The following is an 18,252-nucleotide window of genomic DNA, read 5'->3' as shown; positions in this document are numbered from 1 at the left end:
GTTCGCGCGTCATAACTAACTCGTCATTCTTGGGCGACGCGTAAGCGTCGAGCCCGGAATCCATCGGGCCGCAGAGTTAGTGGATGAATGGATTCCGGGCTCGCGACTTCGTCGCGCCCCGGAATGACGGCTGAGAGTGCTGAAACATGGCCATCAACCACCTTGCCCCCGAGCAGACCGAGCAGTTCGCCGACAACATCGTCGGCTTCGCCCGCGCGCTGCGTGCGGCCGGCATGCCGGTGGGGCCGGGCGCTGTCATCGACGCCATGAGCGCGCTGCAGGTGATCGACATCGGCAACCGTGCCGACGTCTTCACCACGCTGGAGGCGATCTTCGTCAAGCGCCACGAGCATGCGCTGATCTTCAGCCAGGCCTTCAACCTGTTCTTCCGGGCCTCGGAAGAATGGAAGCACATGCTGGATTCGGTGCCGCTGCCGGACGAGGCCAAGAAGAAGCCGAAAGCCGGCTCGCGCCGCGTGCAGGAGGCGATGTCGCAGCCGCGGATGACGGAGACGCCGCAGCACCAGGAGCAGGATCTGCGCCTGTCGGTCTCCGACAAGGAGATCCTTCAGAAGAAGGATTTTGCGCAGATGAGCGCCGCCGAGATCACCGAGGCGCTGCGTGCCATCGAGCGGATGCACTTGCCGCAGGCCGAGCTCCTGACGCGCCGCTACCTGACCGATCCGCGCGGGCTGCGCCTCGATTTGCGCCGCACGTTACGCGCGTCCTTGCGCACCGGCGGCGACATCATCGACATCCATCGCCTCGGGCGGATCGAGAAGCCGGCGCCGATCGTGGCGCTGCTCGATATCTCGGGCTCGATGAGCGAATATACCCGCCTGTTCCTGCATTTCCTCCACGCCATCGGCGACGCGCGCAAGCGCGTCTCGGTATTCCTGTTCGGCACCCGCCTCACCAACGTGACCCGCGCGCTGCGCCAGCGCGATCCGGACGAGGCGCTGGCGAGCTGCTCGGCCTCGGTCGAGGACTGGGCCGGCGGCACGCGCATCTCGGCCTCGTTGCACAACTTCAACAAATTGTGGGCGCGGCGGGTGCTGAGCCAGGGCGCCATCGTGCTCCTGATCTCCGACGGGCTGGAGCGGGAGGCCGATTCCAAGCTCTCCTTCGAGATGGACCGGCTGCACCGGTCCTGCCGCCGGCTGATCTGGCTCAACCCGCTGCTCCGGTTCGGCGGCTTCGAGGCCAAGGCGCAGGGCATCAAAATGATGCTCCCGCACGTTGACGAATTCCGTCCCGTGCATAATTTGAGTTCGATCCAGGAGCTGATCACCACGCTCTCCCGGCCGCTGCCGCCGCATCACCGCAGCCTGATCCGCTCCGCAGCTTGAGAGGCCACCGATGCTCGATCGCGACGAGGATATCCTGAAGGCGGCGGAGGACTGGCAGAAGGCCGGTCATGGCGTCGCGCTGGCGACCGTTGTGGAGACCTGGGGCTCGGCGCCGCGCCCGGCGGGCTCGAGCCTTGTCATCAACGACGAGGGCACGTTCTTGGGCTCCGTCTCCGGCGGCTGCGTCGAGGGGGCCGTGGTCACCGAGGCCATGGACGTGATCCAGAGTGGCAAGCCCAGGATGCTGGAGTTCGGCGTCGCCGACGAGACCGCCTGGAACGTCGGGCTATCCTGTGGCGGCACCATCCGCGTCTTCGTCGAGAAGGTCGGCTAGCCGTGAAGCTCGAGATCCTGCACGAACTCAATGCCGAGCGGGCCGCGCGCCGGCCGGCGATCCTGGTCACCGACACCGAGAGCGGCGAGCAGCGCCTCGTGAAGGCGAAGGATTTTCCGAGAGATCCCTTGCGCGCCGAGCTGGAAAAGCAGCTTCGCATGGGCAAGAGCGCCAATGTCGAAGTTGGCGGCAGGAAGCTGTTCCTCAACGTCTACGCGCCGACCGCAAAGCTCGTCATCATCGGCGCGGTCCATATCAGCCAGGCCCTGGCGCCGCTGGCGCGCTCGCTCGGCTATGACGTCACCGTCGTCGATCCCCGCACGGCGTTCGCAAGCCCCGAGCGTTTTCCGGACATTCCGCTCGTTGCCGAATGGCCCGACACCGCGTTGCCGCCGCTCAATGTCGATGCCTACACCGCCTTCGTCGCGGTGACGCACGATCCCAAGATCGACGATCCCGCCTTGCTGCATGCCTTCGAGCGCAACTGCTTCTATATCGGCGCGCTCGGCTCGCGGAAGACGCACGCCAAGCGCGGCGACCGGCTGCGGGCGCAGGGCGCGAAGGAAAGCGACATCGCGCGCATCCACGCGCCGATCGGGCTTGCGATCGGCGCCGTCTCCCCGTCGGAGATCGCGGTGTCCATCATGGCGGAGATCACGGCGGTGCTCCGTCTGCCTCCCAAAGAAAAAGAAGAAGCCGCATGAAATTCGGCCCGGCGAGTCCCAACGATGCGATCGGCGGGGTGACCGTCCACACCCTGCGCCAGGGACCGCTGGTGCTGAAGAAGGGCACGACGATCGGCCCTACTGAGGTCGAGCAGCTCACGCGCGCCGGCATCAAGGACATCGTCGTTGTGCGCATGGAGGCGGGCGACGTCTCCGAGGACGTTGCGGCCGCCAGCATCGCGCTGGCCGTCGGCGGCGAAGGGATCCATGTCGAGCGCGCCTTCACCGGCCGCGCCAACCTGTTCGCAGCAACCCCGGGCGTGCTGGTGATCGACCGCGCCGCGGTCGACCGCATCAACAACATCGACGAGGCCATCACCTTTGCGACGCTCTCCGCCTACAAGCCGGTGGTCGAGGGCGAGATGGTCGGCACCGTCAAGATCATCCCGTTCGGCGTCGAGGGAAGTTTGCGCGATGCCGCGGTGAAGGCCGCGGGCAAGGACGTGCTCAGAATCGCGCCTTACGTGATCAAGCGCGTCGGCGTGGTCTCGACGCTGCTGCCGGGCCTGTCGTCCAAGGTGATCGACAAAACGCTGCGCGTCACCGCCGAGCGGCTCGCACCGGCCGGCGCCGGCATCATCGCCGAGCGGCGGGTCCAGCATGACGAAGCCGCGCTGTCGGCCGCGATCAAGGAATTGCTCGCGCTTGGCGCCGAACTCGTCATCGTGTTCGGGGCGTCCGCGATCGCCGACCGCCGCGACGTGATCCCCGCGGCCGTCACCGGCATCGGCGGCGAGATCGAGCATTTCGGCATGCCGGTCGATCCCGGCAATCTCCTGCTGATCGCGAGGGCCGGCGGCGTGCCGGTGCTGGGTGCGCCGGGCTGCGCGCGCTCGCCGGTCGAGAACGGCTTCGACTGGGTCTTGATGCGGCTGCTCGCCGGCATCAAGGTGACGCGCGCCGAGCTGATGGGCATGGGCGTCGGCGGCCTCCTGATGGAGATCGTGACGCGGCCGCAACCCCGCGCGACGCCAGAGATCGAGGGCAACAGCCGGGTCGCGGCCATCGTGCTCGCGGCAGGTCGTTCGACCCGGATGGGAGGACCGAACAAGCTGCTCGCCGAGCTCGACGGCAAGAAGCTGGTGCGGATCGCAACCGAGCAGGCGCTGGCCTCCAAGGCGTCCGAGGTGATCGTCGTCACCGGCCACCAGACCGAGCTGGTCGAACAGGCGCTGCAAGGCCTGAAGGTACGGTTCGTCAAAAATCCGGATTTCGCCGGCGGCATTGCGAGCTCGGTCAAATCAGGCATTGCCGCCGTCCCCGAAACTTGCGACGGCGCCGTGGTGTGCCTGGGCGACATGCCGCTGATCGATGCCGGCCTGATCGACCGTCTCATCGACGGCTTCGCGCCCGATCGCGGCAATCTCATCGTCGTGCCGGTCAGCGAGGGGCGCCGCGGCAACCCCGTGCTGTGGTCGCGCCGCTTCTTCAGGGAGTTGATGACCCTCGACGGCGACGTCGGCGCGCGTCATCTGATCGCCAAGCACACCGAGGCGGTGGCCGAAGTGCCGGTTGACGGCGAGAGCGCCTTCCTCGACATCGACACGCCGCAGGCATTGGAAGCGGCGCGACGGGGGTGACTGTGGGTTAGCCTTGCGGTTGCGCGAAGCGCAGGCGCAGGACGTAACCCACCATGTTTTCGGGTTTGCCGAGCGAAGGTGGTGGATGACGCGGTGCGGACTGCACTTCTCGCAGCCGCGAGCTCATCCACCGCACCACCTTCGCCGCTCGCCTACTTCTTCGTGTTCGACAGCTTTTCGGTGGCGGCCTTCAGGTCGACGCCGCCCTTCGTCAGCAGGGCCTTGTCGCCGCTGTTGAACGTGAAGGTGTCGGCTCCCGCGCTGATGCCGTTCCATGCGACGGCCTCGCCGAGGGACAGATACCACAGGCCCTGGAAGCCAGACGAGTTATTGAGCTGTCCGGTCCAGACGGTGGTCGAGCCGCAGCCGAGGAAATTCACCGAGAAGCTGATCGCGGTGCCGGTGTTGCCGTAGGCCAGCCAGCCCGTCACGCCCTGTGGCTTGCCCTCATCGCAACTGTTCGCCGCGTTGTTGGTGTAGGTCCCCGCGATCGCGCCCGTGTTCTGGTTGAAGCTGGTGATGGCCAGCGTCGAACCGTACTGGTTGGTCCAGGTCCAGTTCACCGACTGCGCATGCGCCGATCCGATCAGGCACGTCGACAGGATGATTCCAAAGAGCATTCCGTTGGTTCGATGCATGGCGGTTTCCTCCGGGCCCCGTGCTGGCGCTTCCAGCCGCAACCACCTTAAATAACGCGATTCAAAAATACAACTAAAAGATGTATGAGATCACTCATTCGTCAATCCGGCTTTTCAACCACCCATTCACCATCTGGAAACGACCGCCGCTTAGAGTTCCTCCCGACCTGCCTTGGGGGGAGGGGATTTTCCATGGTTTCGAACGTCGTCGCGCGCCGTTGCGCGATGTTTTTCTTTGCGCTGTCCATTTGTGTTTCCGGCGCCCGCTACATCACCGAAGCCCATGCCGCCGGCGCGTTTGCGGTCGGCAAATGCGGCGCTTATGGCCAGGCCTTCGATTATGGCCACGAGCACGAGGCGCGCGCCGCAGCGCAGAAGCAGTGCAAGGGCGATTGCACCACCGTGACGATGAAGCGCGCCTGCGCCGCCATGTCGGTCGACCTCGCCAATCCCTGCGGCGCCTATGGCTACGCCGTCAAGCCGAAGATTTCCGCCTCGCTCAACGCCGCCACGCGCGAATGCTACAGATACGGCGGCAAGGAATGCGTGATCCGCGCCTGGGCCTGCGACGCGAAGGGGTGATTTCTATATTGTCATTCCGGGGCGCGCGACAGCGCGACCCCGGAATGACAATCGAGGGAGTTACATGCAATTCGACACCAAGATCGCCATCGTGATCCGCACCGACCTTCAGGCCTGGCAGAAGCTCAACGTTGCGGCCTTTCTCACCAGCGGCATCGCGGCTGCGTTTCCCGAATGCATCGGCGATCCCTATGAGGACGCCTCGGGCACCTCATATCACGCGCTGATCGGCCAGCCGATCCTGATCTACGGCGCCGACGGTCCTGCCTTGTCGCGCGCGCTCGACCGCGCGCTGACGCGCAACGTGAAGCCGGCTGTCTACACCGAGGACATGTTCAAGACCACGCATGATGCCGCCAACCGCGAGGCGGTGAGGGCGGTTGCGCGCGCCGATCTCAATCTCGTCGGCATTGCTGCCCGCGCCGAGCGAAAGGTGATCGACAAGATCGTCGACGGCCTCAAGTTCCACGGCTGACACGCCAGTCGCGCTTCGTCGTGCTGTCATCTCCATGTCACGATCGCGCGAGCGCTTTGCGTAAACTTTGTGCGGTTTGACTCCAATCAAAGGCGTATCGCCCGTCGCCGCTAGTCTGTTTCCTCAATCTAGACGGAGCAGACAGATGCCGACCATGAAAGCCGCAATCGTCAAGCAGTTCGGCAAGCCACTGGTGATCGAGGACGTGCCGGTGCCGCAGCCCGGTCCTGGCGAGGTTCTGGTCAAGGTCAAGGCCTGCGGTGTCTGTCACACCGATCTGCATGCAGCCTCCGGCGACTGGCCGGTGAAGCCGGTTCCGCCTTTCATTCCCGGCCACGAGGCCGCGGGCATCGTTGCGGCGCTCGGGCCCGGCGTGAAGAATCTGAAAGTGGGAGATGCCGTCGGCGTCGCTTGGCTGCATGACGCCTGCATGTCGTGCGAATATTGCGAGACTGGCTGGGAGACGTTGTGTGAGCACCAGCACAACACCGGCTACAGCGTGAACGGAGGCTTCGCCGAATATGTCATCGCCTCGGCGGCCTTCGCCGCGAAGCTGCCGGCGAACGTCGATTTCGCAGCCATCGCTCCGATCCTGTGCGCCGGAGTCACCACCTACAAGGGCTTGAAGGAGACCGAGGCCAGGCCCGGCGAGTGGGTCGTGATCTCAGGCGTTGGCGGGCTCGGCCACGTCGCGGTTCAGTATGCCAAGGCGATGGGGCTCAAGGTCGTGGCTGTCGATATTGCCGAGGACAAGCTCGAGCTCGCCCGCGAGACTGGCGCCGATCTCGCCGTGAACGCGCTTGCAGCCGATGCGGTCGACAAGGTGCTGGCCGCAACCGGTGGCGGCGCTCATGGCGTGCTGGTGACGGCGGTCTCGACCCCGGCATTCGCCCAGGCGCTGAAAATGGTGCGCCGGAAGGGCACCGTCAGTCTCGTCGGTCTGCCGCCCGGCGAATTCCCGACGCCAATCTTCGACGTCGTGCTCAAGCGCATCACGGTGCGTGGCTCGATCGTCGGCACGCGGCGCGACCTCGACGAAGCCGTCGCATTCGCCGCCGACGGCAAGGTGAAGGCCGAAGTGACGAAGGTGCCGCTTGCGGAGATCAACAACGTCTTCGACCGCATGAAGGCCGGCAAGATCGACGGCCGCATGGTGCTCGATTTCGGCTAGCGCCTCATCCGGGCGGCATGCCTTCGAACTTTACCAGATCGGGATCGAGGTGATCCCAGCCGTGACCGCGCGCCGCGTAGGTGACAGCCTGCGGCTTGTAGCGCGCGGGCTCGTCGAGGCTTGCGGCGCGGATGGTGAAGATGTCGGGCATGGCCGCGAAGGTCATGTAGACCGCGACGCCGCACCGCGGGCAGAAGCCGCGCGTCTTCACATTGCCGCTGTCGCCGACCATGTCCCAGTGCTTGGCCTCGCCAGTGACCATGACGCCGGCCCGCGCGAACGTCGCGTAGGAGCCGTGGCCACTGCCGCTTTCCCGCTGACAGTCGCGGCACTGACAATGATTGCTGAACAGGGGCTCACCCGGAATCGAATAGCGGATCGCGCCGCAGGCGCAGCCGCCGGCATAGGGCTTGTTCATCGCGATGCGTCCTCAGCTCTCTTCGCCGGCGATGGTATCGAGCCGCTGCAGCACCTTGACCCAACCGTCGCTCATGTTGCGATAAGCGGTGTCGTTCTTCGGCGTCACGAAGCCCGAATGCACCACGCGCACGCGCGTGCCTGCTTCGACCGGGGTGAGGGACCAGGTGACGACGGTGTCGAGCGCCGAGCCGTAGCCGGTGTTGCTTTCGTCGCCGCCCTTCCAGGCATAGGCGAAGCGCTGGTTCGGCACGACCTCCAGAACGCGGCAGTGGATCGTGCCGTCCCACACGCCCGCCGGATTGGTCTTGAACGTGAAGGTGTTGCCTTCGACGGCCTCGAAGCCGGTCGGCGGCATCAGCCAGCGCGCGATCAGCTCGGCGCTGGTCAGCGCCTTCCAGACCGTCGCGACGGCATGAGGGAAGACCTCGTCTATGACGATGTTCTGAGTTTGGACCTTGGAAGCAACTGCACTCACGGATCGATCTCCTTCAAGAGGTCACGCAGGTTCTGGAAGCGCTCGCGCCAGAACGCGCCGTAATGGTCCATCCAGGTGACCAGGGGCTCGAGCCCTTGCGGCGCGGCGCGGTAGTAGACGTTGCGGCCCTCGGCGCGCTCGGCGACGAGGCCGGCCTGCTTGAGGGACTTCAGATGCTGCGAGATCGCGCCCTGGGTCACGCCGCTGCCCCGTGTCAGCTCGGCGACGCTGATCTCCTTGCTCTCGAACACGCGCTCGAACACGGCCCGGCGCGTCGGGTCGGCGAGGGCACGCATGACGGTGGTGACGGGGTTTGGAGCGGCATCGATCATGTCGACTAATTAGCAGATACTAATTCATTAGTAAATACTAATTTGTTGAGCGTGGATGGCTGCCTTGACGATGACTGACTAGTCAGTCATAATTTAAATATGACGAAGAAGTCGACCAGACCCGCCAAGCTGTCTGCAGAGAGTGGAGGGCATGCGCCCGCGTCCGGCGGACAGATGCCCGCGTCGAATCGTGCGTCACGCGCGTTGGAGCGGCGCGCGGCGATCGTGGAGGCAGCGATGGAGGAGTTCATCGCCCGCGGCTTTGCCGCCACGCGCCTCGACGACATCGCCAAGCGCGCGGGCGTCGCCAAGGGCACGATCTACCTGCACTTCAAGGACAAGGAATCGATGTTCGAGGAGCTGGTGCGCGTCGTGATCGTGCCGGTCGTGGCGCGGCTGACCGCGCTGCCTCCGCCGACCGGCTCCGTTCGCGACCTCATCGAGGGCTTTGCCGGCAACTTCCTGAAAGAGGTCATCGGCACCAGGCGCGGCGATCTGGTGCGCCTGATCGTGGCAGAGGGGCCGCGTTTTCCGGCCGTCGCCGACTTTTACTACCGCGAGGTCGTCTCGCGCGGCATCGCCGCCATGCGTGGGCTGATCGAGCTCGGCATCGCCCGTGGCGAGATCCGTGAGAAGGATCTCGCGCGCTATCCGCAGATCCTGGTCGCGCCCGCGATGATCGCGGTGATCTGGCAGAGCCTGTTTGCGCGGCATGCGCCGCTCGACGCGCAGGACATGCTGCGCGTTCATCTCGATTTGATTTTTGGCGAACGGAGGACGACATGACGTCGTCACGCTTACTTGCGGCATTTGCATTGGTCGTCCTCGCAACCGTCGTTGCCGGCTGCAAGGAGAAGCGCGATCCCGGCTTCCAGGGCTGGGTCGAGGCCGACATGATCTATGTCAGCCCCGATGAAGCGGGCCGGGTGACGAAGCTCACTGTGCGCGAGGGCGATGACGTCAAGGTCGGCGACCAGCTCTATTCCGTCGACGACGACCTTCAGCTTGCCGATCTCAACCAGAACAAGGCGACGCTGGCGAATGCGCAGCAGACCTATGATCGCGCGGCCTCGCTGAGCAAGACCGGCTCCGGTACCCAGGCCAATCTCGATTCCGCGGTGTCCGCCCTGCGCGTTGCGGAAGCGCGGGTGGCGACGTCGGAGACGCGCATGGCGCGGCGCAAGGGCTTTGCACCCGTTGCCGGCACCATTCAGCAGATCTATTTCCGCGAGGGCGAGATGGTGGCGGCGCAGCGGCCGGTGCTGTCGATCATGCCGCCCGGCAACATGAAGCTGCGCTTCTTCGTGCCGGAGACCGCGCTGCCGAAGCTTTCGATCGGCGATACGGTGCGTATCTCCTGCGACAATTGCGCGGCCGATCTCACCGCAAAGATCTACTTCATCGCGACCTCGGCCGAATACACCCCGCCGGTCATCTACAGCCTCGATGAGCGCAACAAGCTGGTCTATCTGATCCAGGCGCGGCCGTCGCGCCCCGACGCGCTGCGGGTCGGACAGCCGATCGACGTCTATCTCAATCCAAAGACCCCGGTGGCGGACAAGCGATGAACGGCGGCAACGGCATCGCGATCGACGTCAAGGGCCTGAGCAAATCGTTCGGCGGCCGCGAGGTCGTGCACGATCTGTCGATGCAGGTGAGGCGCGGCTCGATCTACGGCTTCCTCGGGCCCAACGGCTCGGGCAAGACCACGACCATCCGCATCCTCTGCGGGCTGCTCACGCCCGATAGCGGCGAAGGCACCTGCCTCGGCTACGACATCCGGCGCGACTCGGAGAAGATCAAGCGCCAGGTCGGCTATATGACGCAGCGCTTCAGCCTGTACCAGGATCTCTCCGTGCGCGAGAACCTCGAATTCGTCGCGCGGCTCTATGGTCTGGCCGACGCGCGGGGGGCCGCGCGCGAGATGATCAGGCGGCTCGGACTCTCCGGGCGCGAGGAGCAGCTCGCGGGCGAGCTCTCGGGCGGCTGGAAGCAGCGGCTGGCGCTGGGCGCCTGCACGCTGCCCAATCCGCAATTGCTGCTGCTGGACGAGCCCACCGCCGGCGTCGATCCCAAGGCGCGACGTGACTTCTGGAACGAGATCCATGCGCTCGCCGCCGAGGGCCTCACCGTACTGGTGTCCACCCATTACATGGACGAAGCCGAGCGCTGTCACGAGATCGCCTATATCGCCTACGGCCATCTGCTGGCGCGCGGCACCGTGGAGGAGGTGATCGCGAAATCCGCGCTGACGACCTACACCGTGACAGGCGATGACCTCAACGGCCTTACATCCGAGCTCACCGGCAAGCCCGGGGTCGACATGGTCGCGCCGTTCGGCACTTCGCTGCACGTCTCCGGCCGCGACGTTGCGGCGCTCGAAGCCAGCATCGCGCCGTGGCGGCAGAAAAGCGGCTTGCACTGGCAGCAATCGTCGCCCTCGCTGGAAGACGTGTTCATCGAGCTGATGGGGCGCTCCAAGGACAACTTCCAATGAGCGCCGTCGATCGCCCGGCGCCAACCCAAGGTCCAGCCCCGGTCCATGCGATCCGCGAGCGCTTCGGCTTCCTGCGGCGCTCCTATGCGATGCTGATCAAGGAGTTCATCCAGCTCAAGCGCGATCGCGTGTCGTTCGCGATGATCGTGATGCTGCCGGTGATGCAGCTCATGCTGTTCGGCTATGCCATCAACACCACGCCGCACCATCTGCCGAGCGCCGTGCTGCTCCAGGAGGATTCCGATCTCGCCCGCTCGATCCTGAAGGCGCTGGAGAACACCGCCTATTTCCGCTTCCTCTATGAGGTGCACGACGTCGATGATTTCGACAATCTCCTGAAATCCGGCAAGGTGCTGTTCGGCGTCGAGATTCCGCGCGGATTCGAGCGCGCGGTGCGGCGCGGCGGCAAGCCGGCGCTGCTGGTGGCGGCCGATGCGACCGATCCGGTGGCGGCGAGCGCAGCGATGGGCTCGCTCGGCATGATCGTGCAGACCGCGCTCAAGCACGATCTCTATATCGGCGATCCCCCGGAGATGCCGTTCGAGATCCGCGCGCATGCCCGCTACAATCCGGCAGCGAGCTCCAGCCTCAACATCGTGCCGGGCCTCGTCGGCACCATCCTCACCATGACCATGCTGATCTTCACCGCGCTGTCGGTCACGCGCGAGGTCGAGCGCGGCACCATGGAGAGCCTGCTCTCGATGCCGATCAAGCCGGTCGAGGTGATGTTCGGCAAGATCGTGCCTTACGTGCTGGTCGGCTTCCTCCAGGCCTTCCTCATCATCAGCATCGGGGTCGGCCTGTTCGGCGTCCCCGTGCTCGGCAATCTGTTCCTGCTGGCGCTGCTCTCGACCCTGTTCATCACCACCAATTTGTCGATTGGCTACACCATCTCGACGGTGGTGCAGAACCAGCTCCAGGCCATGCAGATGTCGATGATGTTCTTCCTGCCGAGCATTCTGCTGTCCGGCTTCATGTTCCCGTTCGCGGGCATGCCGACCTGGGCGCAATATGTCGGCGAATGCCTGCCCCTGACCCATTATCTGCGCATCGTCCGCGCCATCATGCTGAAGGGGGCGACCATGCAGAATCTGCGTTTCGACACGCTGGCGCTGGCGGCCCTGATGCTGCTGGCCATGACCATCGCCGTGACGCGCTTCCGCCGCACGCTGGATTGAGGCAAACTGTCTCGATGTCATTCCGGGGCGATGCGCTAGCATCGAACCCGGAATCTCGAGATTCCGAGTTCGCGGCTTCGCCGCGCCCCGGAATGACAAGGGGGCAGGATGGTCAGGTTTGCGAGCAGAAGGACACGGCACCACGCCGTGCTGTCGGAGGATTTCGAGCGCGAGCTGACGCGGGAAGTGCTGCGCACCGAGCTTTTGCGGGTGCGGGCGCTGATCATGACGGGCTGCATCATGATGGTGCTGCTCACCGCGATCTATCTGATCGACCCCAGCGTGGTGAACCGGGTGTGGCGGGGGACGGAGGGGCTGGTCGAGGTCTACGGCCTCCTCGGCGGCTTTATCCTGTTCGAGGTCTGGGTCCACACCCAGATCAGGAAGAATCTCCGGCTCGATCGCGATGTGCCGGTGATCAGACGCTACATCGGCACGCTGATCGAGACGTCGGTGCCGACTTTGATCCTCATCCTGCAAACCCGCACCATGGGCCCGAGCCAGGCTCTCGGCTTCGCCGTGCCGCTGATGTACTTCATCTTCATCATCCTCTCGACCCTGCGACTGGATTTCTGGCTCTCTGCATTCACCGGTTTCGTGGCTGCAGCCGGGCTTCTGTCCGTCGCGCTGTACTACAATTCGGCCGACGAAGCCGGCGATCCCCTGATCTATTTTCACGCGGTGCGCAGCGTCGTCATCCTGATCTGTGGCGTGCTCGCCGGCTCCGTCGGCGCGCAACTGCGCCGCCAGTTCGCCGCGAGCATCGCGGCGGCGACCGCGCGCGACAGGGTGACGAACCTGTTCGGCCAGCATGTCTCTCCGCAGGTCGTGGAGCAACTGATCGCGGCGGGCACCGGCGGGGGCGGCGACGTCCGCCGCGTCGCGGTGATGTTCGTCGATTTCCGCGGCTTCACGGCGGGGGCGCAGTCGCGCACCCCGCAGGAGGTGGTCGATCGGCTCGACGGCGCCTTTGCGGTGCTGGTGGACATTCTCGACCGCCAGGGCGGCATCGTGAACAAGTTTCTGGGCGATGGTTTTCTCGCACTGTTCGGCGCCCCGCTGGAGGCCTCTGACGCCGCGCAGCGCGCAGTTGCCGCGGGCCGTGAGATGCTGCGTGCGATGGACCGCATCAACGCGCAGACGAGCTGGCCGCTGCGCATCGGCATCGGCATCCATTTCGGCGAGGTGGTCGCCGGCAACATCGGCTCGCCCCGGCGCAAGGAATACACCGTCATCGGCGACACCGTGAACTTCGCCTCGCGCCTGGAAGCGCTGAACAAGGAGTTCGGCTCGCAGCTGCTGATTTCGGCGACCGTGCGCGAGGCGCTGGGCGAGGCCGGCAGCGACGCTGTCGCGCTCGGCGAGGTCGCCGTGCGCGGTTATGAGCGGAAGGTGGCGGTGTTTCAATTGGGGTAGCGCGCCTTCACGCGAGAGTCGCGGGTCGTTGAAGCGCCGTCGCGTTGCGTTGAAGACGCGCGATGACATATCCCTGCTAGCTTTCGGGTCCTGCACTGTGGAAGCCGAATGTCTCGGCTTTCACGTGTCACCCGGAGAAAGCCAATGACCCGATTGATCCTCGTTGCAGCCGCCCTGATCGCTGCAGCCGCCACCCAGACCTAGGCCGCAACGATGCGCCACGCTGCTCCGCCGCGCGCCGCCGTCACTCAAGCGATGACTGACACCTGTGTCAGGGGCTCCGGCGGAAGGCGCGTATGCCTCTGCGCCCTATACGCAGCCACCGTGTCTGCCGAACACGGGGGACTCGGACCCGTACGCCTACGCCTACTGACGAGCGCGACAGACGATGCCGGGCTGGTGTGGTCTGCCAGCCCGGCGTTGCGAACACTGACGGCGGGGAACTGGCCGCAGAGGTATTTTAGTAGCGCTTGACTCCCCTCTCATCTAGTCATCTATATGACTATATGAATCCAGCGCCCCTCGACGACCGCCTGCCACGCTACCAGCGTCTGCGCGACGACCTCGCCGCGCGGATCAACCGCAACGAATGGCGGCCGGGGGAGCCGATCCCATCGGAGGCCGAGCTCGGTGCGCATTACGGCGTCGCCATCGGCACCGTGCGCAAGGCGATCGACCAGCTTGTCAGCGACAACGTGCTGGAGCGGCAGCAGGGCCGCGGCACCTTCGTGCGCCGCGCGCGCTTCAATTCCTCGCTGTTCCGCTTCTTTCGCTTCCAGTCCGAGAGCGGCGAGCGGCGCGTGCCGAAGAGCCGCATCATCCGCCGCAAGAGCATCGCTGCGACCTCCGCCATTGCATCCGCGCTCCGCATCCCGGTCGGTGAACCCGTGATCAGCTTGTCGCGCCTGCGCCTGATCGATGATGTGCCGCTGCTCGCCGAGGAGATCTGGCTGCAGCAGTCGCGCTTCGGGCCGATCCTGGAGATCGAGACGTCCGAATTCGGCGACCTCCTGTATCCGCTCTACGAGGAGCGCTGCGGCGAGGTCGTGGTCTCTGCCGAGGAAATCCTGACGGTCGAGACCGCCAACGAGATGCAGGCGCGCCTGCTCAGGCTCGAAGCCCACGCACCGCTGATCGTGATCGAGCGCCTCGCGCTCGATCTCGAGCGGCGGCCCATCGAATGGCGCCGCTCGCGCGGGCCGGCGGACCGCTTCCGCTATCACGCCGAAATCCGGTGAGAGCAGCCGCTCTCACCAACAAATCAAGCAAAAAAGTACAGGGGGTGGAAACATGTCGAACTGGTACAGCGAAAGCTCGCCGCTGGAGCGGCGCACGTTCTGGGCAAGCTTTGGCGGCTGGGCATTGGATGCGCTCGACGTCCAGATGTTCAGCCTCGCCATCCCCGCGCTGATCGCGGCCTTCGGCATCAGCAAGGCCGATGCTGGTCTGCTCGGCTCAGTCACGCTGTTCTTCGGCGCGTTCGGTGGCTGGTTCGGCGGCGCGCTCGGCGACCGCTTCGGCCGCGTCAAGGCACTCCAGATCACGGTGGCCACGTTTGCGCTCGCGACTTTCGCCTGCGCCTTCGCCATGACCTACACCCAGCTCGTGGTTCTGAAGGCGATTCAGGGCCTCGGCTTCGGCGCCGAATGGGCCTGCGGCGCGGTGCTGATGGCCGAGATCATCCGGCCCGAGCATCGCGGCAAGGCACTTGGCTCGGTGCAGAGCGCCTGGGCGGTGGGCTGGGGCGCAGCCGTGCTGCTCTCGGCGTTGGTCTTCACCTATGCGCCGGTCGACATCGGTTGGCGGCTCCTGTTCGCACTCGGTCTGCTGCCCGCGCTGCTCATCATCTTCATCCGCCGCGGATTGAAGGAGCCGCCGCGCGCGGTCGCCGCCGAGGCCACGCCGTTCTTCGCCACCCTCTCCGGCATCTTCCATCGCGATGTGCTGCGCTCGACCTTGATCGGCGGCCTGTTCGGCATCGGCGCCCACGGCGGCTACGCCGCGCTCACCACTTTCCTGCCGACCTACTTGCGCGAAGTGCGGCATCTGTCGGTGCTGGGCTCCAGCGGCTATCTCGCCGTCATCATCGTCGCCTTCTTCTGCGGCTGCGTGACGAGCGGCATCATCAGCGATCGCATCGGGCGCCGGGCCAACGTCGCGTTCTTTGCCACCGCCTGCATCGTCACAGTGCTCATCTACATTTTCGCGCCGCTGACAGATGGGCAGATGCTGGTGCTCGGCTTTCCGCTCGGCTTTTTCTCCGCCGGCATTCCTGCCAGCATGGCGGCGCTGTTCAGCGAGCTCTATCCGGCTGGCGTGCGCGGCACCGGTGTCGGCTTTTGCTACAATTTCGGCCGCATCGTCTCCGCCGCGTTCCCGTTCCTGGTCGGATTCCTCAGTGATCGCATCGGGCTTGGACCTGCGATCGGCATCGATGCGGCCTTCGCCTATTCGCTGGTCCTGATCGCAGTGCTGCTGCTGCCCGAAACCCGCGGCAAGGTCTTTGAACAGACTGCGGCGATGCGCGCCTGACGACGGATGGGGAGCATCAGCCATGACATTCGCCCAGCGCGACGTCACGCGCCGTCAATTCGGTGTGGGTCTCGCATCGCTGATAACGATGGCCGCGACCACAGCCAGGAGTGAGGCGGCCTTGCCTGTTATCGACACTCACGCCCACGTGTTTCACCGCGGTCTCAAGCTCGCACCGGGCCGGCGCTATGCGCCCGACTACGATGCGCCGCTGGCGCTTTATCTGGAGCAGCTCGATCGGGGCGGCATGAGCCATGGTGTGCTGGTGCAGCCGAGCTTTCTCGGCACCGACAATTCCTACCTGGTCGAGTGCCTGAAGCAGGCCAATGGCCGCCTGCGCGGCATCGCCGTGGTCGATCTCGCGGTATCTGCAGACGAGCTGCGCGAACTCGATCGCGCCGGCGTCGTCGGTATTCGCCTCAATCTCGTCGGCCGGCCCGTGCCCGATCTCGCCGCCAGCGAGTGGAAGGCGTTGCTCGGGCAGGTGAAGGCGATGGGCTGGCAGGTCGAGATCCAGCGCAACGCGGCGGATCTCGCCCTGCTGGCGCCGCAACTGCTCGATCACGGCGTCACCCCAGTGCTCGATCACTATACGCTACCCGATCCGAAGCTCGGTATCGCCGACGCCGGTTTCCAGTCGGTGTTGAAGCTGGGCGCGACGAGAAGCGTCTGGGTCAAGATCTCGGCGCCGTATCGCAACGGTGCGGCGGGCGAAGATTTCGCGAAGCAAGCCTATCCGCTGCTGCGCAACGCCTACGGTCTCGATCGCCTGTTGTGGGGTAGCGACTGGCCGCACACGCAGTTCGAGGCGACCCAGACTTACGCGAAGAACCGGGAATTTCTCGATGCGCTGATCGTCGATGATCGCGAGCGCGCGCAAGTGCTCGCCTCGCCCCGTCAGCTCTTTCGCGTCTGAAGTCATCTTCCGCGATTGCTCCGATTGCACTCAATTTTGGGGCATGACGAGTGATGTCTCCGGCTTGTAGACTGCCGGCGATGCGGCCGGCTATCGGCCGCGACTTGCATGGGGAAGTGACGATGCAGCGCCGCTACATCACCGTCGACGTGTTTACCGATCGCGCCTTCGGCGGCAATCAGCTCGCCGTGGTGCTCGATGCCGGCGGGCTTTCGACCAAGCAGATGCAGGCGGTCGCCACCGAGTTCAACTATTCCGAGACCACCTTCGTGCTGCCGCCGCGCGACAAGGCCCATGATGCGCAGGTGCGCATCTTCACGCCGGTGCAAGAGATTGCCTTTGCGGGCCATCCCAATGTCGGCACCGCCTTCGTGCTTGCCTCGATGGCGAAGGAGGGGAAGCCGCGTCTGCTGTTCGAGGAAAAGGCCGGGCTCGTGCCGGTCGACATCGTGCGAGAGCAGGGCCGGGTGATCAGAACCGAGCTCACCGCGCCGCAGCCGCTGGAGCGGCTCTCACGTCTCTCGGCTGCCGAAGCCGCGAGCTGCATCTCGCTCGGTGCGGGCGACATCAGGACGGACAATCACGAACCGCAAATCGTCACCGTCGGAAACGCGTTTCTGGTGATGGAGCTGCATTCGCGCGAGGCGCTGAAGCGCGCGCGGCCGGATGCGGCGGCCTACGGTAAGGTCTTGCCGCGCGACGGCGCCCGCTCGGTGTGGTTCTATACGCGCGATGTGCCCCCGGCGGAGGCGCCGTGCGAGCGGCAGGCGCGGATGTTCATGCGCGGCGCCAGCGGTCTCGTCGAGGACCCGGCCACCGGCAGCGCCACGGTCGCCGCCGCTGCGCTGTTCGCCGATCTCGATCCCGCGCGTGACGGCGAGCTCAAGCTGACCGTCGGCCAGGGCTTTGACATGGGCCGGCCGAGCATCCTTTCGACGCGCGTGCACAAGCAGGACGGCAAGGTCGTCTCCGCCCATGTCGGTGGCAGCTGCGTGCAGATGATGGAGGGGACGTTTCGGCTGGCGGGGGAGGAGTAGTTTGTTTCGTCCGTCATTCCGGGGCAGCGCAAAGCGCCGAGCCCGGAATCCATCAGGCAGCAGAGACGGTGGATGAATGGATTCCGGGTTCGCGCCGAGAGGCGCGCCCTGGAATGACGGCGGCATCTACACCTGCCGTCCCGCCAAATTCTTCACCACGACCCCATCGCGCTCCTCGATGATCTCCGCGATCATCTGACGATGGCAGTGGGTGTGGTCGCGCTCGTAGCAGAGCAGGCACACCGGGCCCGCCTTCTTCACCAGCGCCGAGAGCTCGTCCATCGCTTCCCTGGCCTCGGGCGCCTTCAGGTGTTTTGAGAAGATCTTCTCCAGCAAATCGTACTGCCCGCTGCGTGCCGCGAGGCGGCCTTCCTTCGGCGTGCCGAGCGCGGCGAGATGGACATAGGCGATGCCGCGTTCGTCGAGCCCCGCCGCCAGTTGCCTCTTGGAAAAGCCCGGCCGGCGCGACGACGTCACCGCGCGCACGTCGACCACGAGCTTGACGCCGGCCTGCTCCAGCTCGTCCAGCACCGCCTTGGGCGGCGTCTGCTCATAGCCGATGGTGAAGAGCTTCTTCGCTTTTGCCATGGGGCGC

General features: G+C 65.4%; 21 protein-coding genes. 16 read left to right on the top strand and 5 right to left on the bottom strand.

Features of this window, described 5'->3' with window-relative positions:
* Positions 1-146 precede the first annotated feature (146 nt).
* From UNPF46_RS19115 to UNPF46_RS19100, 4 genes are read left to right on the top strand one after another with little or no spacing between them, the layout of a single operon-like run.
* Positions 147-1,349 (top strand): vWA domain-containing protein, encoded by a 1,203-nt coding sequence (locus UNPF46_RS19115; protein ID WP_100176718.1) that lies wholly within the window; start codon positions 147-149, stop codon positions 1,347-1,349.
* Positions 1,350-1,359: 10 nt separating this feature from the next.
* A complete protein-coding gene (locus tag UNPF46_RS19110) occupies positions 1,360-1,683 on the top strand; it encodes an XdhC family protein (RefSeq protein WP_097658284.1) in 324 nt (107 codons plus the stop codon).
* A 2-nt stretch (positions 1,684-1,685) separates the two neighbouring features.
* Complete coding sequence (locus tag UNPF46_RS19105; protein ID WP_142251026.1) at positions 1,686-2,387, top strand: XdhC family protein; 702 nt, start codon at positions 1,686-1,688, stop codon at positions 2,385-2,387.
* On the top strand, positions 2,384-3,988 hold the full coding sequence (locus tag UNPF46_RS19100; RefSeq protein WP_142251025.1) for an NTP transferase domain-containing protein: 1,605 nt from the start codon (positions 2,384-2,386) through the stop codon (positions 3,986-3,988). The genes UNPF46_RS19105 and UNPF46_RS19100 overlap by 4 nt, the downstream gene beginning before the upstream one ends.
* 152 nt (positions 3,989-4,140) lie before the next feature.
* Here the strand turns inward: UNPF46_RS19100 and UNPF46_RS19095 are convergent, their stop codons facing one another.
* Positions 4,141-4,626, bottom strand: coding sequence for an avidin/streptavidin family protein (locus tag UNPF46_RS19095; RefSeq protein WP_142251024.1), 486 nt, complete (start codon positions 4,624-4,626; stop codon positions 4,141-4,143).
* Between the two features lie 192 nt (positions 4,627-4,818).
* On the opposite strand from UNPF46_RS19095, the gene UNPF46_RS19090 reads away from it, so the two are divergent.
* From UNPF46_RS19090 to adhP, 3 genes are all read left to right on the top strand, one after another.
* Complete coding sequence (locus UNPF46_RS19090) at positions 4,819-5,208, top strand: DUF4189 domain-containing protein (RefSeq protein ID WP_100176722.1); 390 nt, start codon at positions 4,819-4,821, stop codon at positions 5,206-5,208.
* A 64-nt stretch (positions 5,209-5,272) separates the two neighbouring features.
* Positions 5,273-5,683 (top strand): DUF2000 family protein, encoded by a 411-nt coding sequence (locus UNPF46_RS19085; protein ID WP_142251023.1) that lies wholly within the window; start codon positions 5,273-5,275, stop codon positions 5,681-5,683.
* A 145-nt stretch (positions 5,684-5,828) separates the two neighbouring features.
* A complete protein-coding gene (gene adhP / locus UNPF46_RS19080; protein WP_142251022.1) occupies positions 5,829-6,854 on the top strand; it encodes an alcohol dehydrogenase AdhP in 1,026 nt (341 codons plus the stop codon).
* A gap of 4 nt (positions 6,855-6,858) precedes the next feature.
* Here the strand turns inward: adhP and UNPF46_RS19075 are convergent, their stop codons facing one another.
* From UNPF46_RS19075 to UNPF46_RS19065, 3 genes are read right to left on the bottom strand one after another with little or no spacing between them, the layout of a single operon-like run.
* On the bottom strand, positions 6,859-7,272 hold the full coding sequence (locus UNPF46_RS19075) for a GFA family protein (protein WP_100176725.1): 414 nt from the start codon (positions 7,270-7,272) through the stop codon (positions 6,859-6,861).
* 12 nt (positions 7,273-7,284) lie between these two features.
* Complete coding sequence (locus tag UNPF46_RS19070) at positions 7,285-7,749, bottom strand: SRPBCC family protein (protein WP_142251021.1); 465 nt, start codon at positions 7,747-7,749, stop codon at positions 7,285-7,287.
* Positions 7,746-8,081, bottom strand: a complete 336-nt coding sequence (locus tag UNPF46_RS19065; protein WP_142251020.1) for an ArsR/SmtB family transcription factor — start codon at positions 8,079-8,081, stop codon at positions 7,746-7,748. The genes UNPF46_RS19070 and UNPF46_RS19065 overlap by 4 nt, the downstream gene beginning before the upstream one ends.
* A gap of 99 nt (positions 8,082-8,180) precedes the next feature.
* Between UNPF46_RS19065 and UNPF46_RS19060 the strand changes: the two genes are divergently transcribed.
* The 9 genes from UNPF46_RS19060 to UNPF46_RS19015 all read left to right on the top strand — a co-directional run bounded on the left by UNPF46_RS19060 (position 8,181) and on the right by UNPF46_RS19015 (position 17,657).
* The gene (locus UNPF46_RS19060; protein WP_142251019.1) at positions 8,181-8,867 is read left to right on the top strand and encodes a TetR/AcrR family transcriptional regulator; all 687 of its coding nucleotides are present in this window, start codon (positions 8,181-8,183) and stop codon (positions 8,865-8,867) included.
* Positions 8,864-9,649: an HlyD family secretion protein gene (locus tag UNPF46_RS19055; protein ID WP_100176728.1), complete on the top strand. Its 786-nt coding sequence runs from the start codon at positions 8,864-8,866 to the stop codon at positions 9,647-9,649. Before UNPF46_RS19060 ends, UNPF46_RS19055 begins: the two co-directional genes overlap by 4 nt.
* Positions 9,646-10,578 (top strand): ABC transporter ATP-binding protein, encoded by a 933-nt coding sequence (locus UNPF46_RS19050; RefSeq protein ID WP_142251018.1) that lies wholly within the window; start codon positions 9,646-9,648, stop codon positions 10,576-10,578. The genes UNPF46_RS19055 and UNPF46_RS19050 overlap by 4 nt, the downstream gene beginning before the upstream one ends.
* Complete coding sequence (locus tag UNPF46_RS19045; protein ID WP_142251017.1) at positions 10,575-11,756, top strand: ABC transporter permease; 1,182 nt, start codon at positions 10,575-10,577, stop codon at positions 11,754-11,756. The genes UNPF46_RS19050 and UNPF46_RS19045 overlap by 4 nt, the downstream gene beginning before the upstream one ends.
* 108 nt (positions 11,757-11,864) lie before the next feature.
* Positions 11,865-13,172: an adenylate/guanylate cyclase domain-containing protein gene (locus UNPF46_RS19040; RefSeq protein ID WP_142251016.1), complete on the top strand. Its 1,308-nt coding sequence runs from the start codon at positions 11,865-11,867 to the stop codon at positions 13,170-13,172.
* A gap of 506 nt (positions 13,173-13,678) precedes the next feature.
* Complete coding sequence (locus tag UNPF46_RS19030) at positions 13,679-14,410, top strand: GntR family transcriptional regulator (protein ID WP_100176733.1); 732 nt, start codon at positions 13,679-13,681, stop codon at positions 14,408-14,410.
* Positions 14,411-14,462: 52 nt separating this feature from the next.
* Positions 14,463-15,704 (top strand): MFS transporter, encoded by a 1,242-nt coding sequence (locus tag UNPF46_RS19025; protein WP_142251015.1) that lies wholly within the window; start codon positions 14,463-14,465, stop codon positions 15,702-15,704.
* 22 nt (positions 15,705-15,726) lie between these two features.
* Positions 15,727-16,620, top strand: coding sequence for an amidohydrolase family protein (locus UNPF46_RS19020; protein WP_142251014.1), 894 nt, complete (start codon positions 15,727-15,729; stop codon positions 16,618-16,620).
* 122 nt (positions 16,621-16,742) lie between these two features.
* Positions 16,743-17,657: a PhzF family phenazine biosynthesis protein gene (locus UNPF46_RS19015; RefSeq protein WP_142251013.1), complete on the top strand. Its 915-nt coding sequence runs from the start codon at positions 16,743-16,745 to the stop codon at positions 17,655-17,657.
* 126 nt (positions 17,658-17,783) lie between these two features.
* Here the strand turns inward: UNPF46_RS19015 and UNPF46_RS19010 are convergent, their stop codons facing one another.
* On the bottom strand, positions 17,784-18,245 hold the full coding sequence (locus UNPF46_RS19010) for a DUF488 domain-containing protein (RefSeq protein ID WP_142251012.1): 462 nt from the start codon (positions 18,243-18,245) through the stop codon (positions 17,784-17,786).
* Positions 18,246-18,252 lie beyond the last annotated feature (7 nt).

The organism is Bradyrhizobium sp. UNPF46 (assembly GCF_006658625.1).
Lineage (GTDB): Bacteria > Pseudomonadota > Alphaproteobacteria > Rhizobiales > Xanthobacteraceae > Bradyrhizobium > Bradyrhizobium nitroreducens.
This window is presented reverse-complemented; position numbering and strand designations above follow the sequence as displayed.

Excerpts from the sequence above, each read along its gene's own strand:
- UNPF46_RS19115 (WP_100176718.1), top strand. The coding sequence starts at position 147 with ATGGCCATCAACCACCTTGCCCCCGAGCAGACCGAGCAGTTCGCCGAC.
- UNPF46_RS19055 (WP_100176728.1), top strand. The coding sequence starts at position 8,864 with ATGACGTCGTCACGCTTACTTGCGGCATTTGCATTGGTCGTCCTCGCA.
- UNPF46_RS19015 (WP_142251013.1), top strand. The coding sequence starts at position 16,743 with ATGCAGCGCCGCTACATCACCGTCGACGTGTTTACCGATCGCGCCTTC.
- adhP (WP_142251022.1), top strand. The coding sequence starts at position 5,829 with ATGCCGACCATGAAAGCCGCAATCGTCAAGCAGTTCGGCAAGCCACTG.
- UNPF46_RS19095 (WP_142251024.1), bottom strand. The coding sequence starts at position 4,626 with ATGCATCGAACCAACGGAATGCTCTTTGGAATCATCCTGTCGACGTGC.
- UNPF46_RS19010 (WP_142251012.1), bottom strand. The coding sequence starts at position 18,245 with ATGGCAAAAGCGAAGAAGCTCTTCACCATCGGCTATGAGCAGACGCCG.
- UNPF46_RS19020 (WP_142251014.1), top strand. The coding sequence starts at position 15,727 with ATGACATTCGCCCAGCGCGACGTCACGCGCCGTCAATTCGGTGTGGGT.
- UNPF46_RS19040 (WP_142251016.1), top strand. The coding sequence starts at position 11,865 with ATGGTCAGGTTTGCGAGCAGAAGGACACGGCACCACGCCGTGCTGTCG.
- UNPF46_RS19050 (WP_142251018.1), top strand. The coding sequence starts at position 9,646 with ATGAACGGCGGCAACGGCATCGCGATCGACGTCAAGGGCCTGAGCAAA.
- UNPF46_RS19030 (WP_100176733.1), top strand. The coding sequence starts at position 13,679 with ATGAATCCAGCGCCCCTCGACGACCGCCTGCCACGCTACCAGCGTCTG.
- UNPF46_RS19110 (WP_097658284.1), top strand. The coding sequence starts at position 1,360 with ATGCTCGATCGCGACGAGGATATCCTGAAGGCGGCGGAGGACTGGCAG.
- UNPF46_RS19090 (WP_100176722.1), top strand. The coding sequence starts at position 4,819 with ATGGTTTCGAACGTCGTCGCGCGCCGTTGCGCGATGTTTTTCTTTGCG.
- UNPF46_RS19075 (WP_100176725.1), bottom strand. The coding sequence starts at position 7,272 with ATGAACAAGCCCTATGCCGGCGGCTGCGCCTGCGGCGCGATCCGCTAT.
- UNPF46_RS19085 (WP_142251023.1), top strand. The coding sequence starts at position 5,273 with ATGCAATTCGACACCAAGATCGCCATCGTGATCCGCACCGACCTTCAG.
- UNPF46_RS19025 (WP_142251015.1), top strand. The coding sequence starts at position 14,463 with ATGTCGAACTGGTACAGCGAAAGCTCGCCGCTGGAGCGGCGCACGTTC.
- UNPF46_RS19065 (WP_142251020.1), bottom strand. The coding sequence starts at position 8,081 with ATGATCGATGCCGCTCCAAACCCCGTCACCACCGTCATGCGTGCCCTC.
- UNPF46_RS19045 (WP_142251017.1), top strand. The coding sequence starts at position 10,575 with ATGAGCGCCGTCGATCGCCCGGCGCCAACCCAAGGTCCAGCCCCGGTC.
- UNPF46_RS19060 (WP_142251019.1), top strand. The coding sequence starts at position 8,181 with ATGACGAAGAAGTCGACCAGACCCGCCAAGCTGTCTGCAGAGAGTGGA.
- UNPF46_RS19100 (WP_142251025.1), top strand. The coding sequence starts at position 2,384 with ATGAAATTCGGCCCGGCGAGTCCCAACGATGCGATCGGCGGGGTGACC.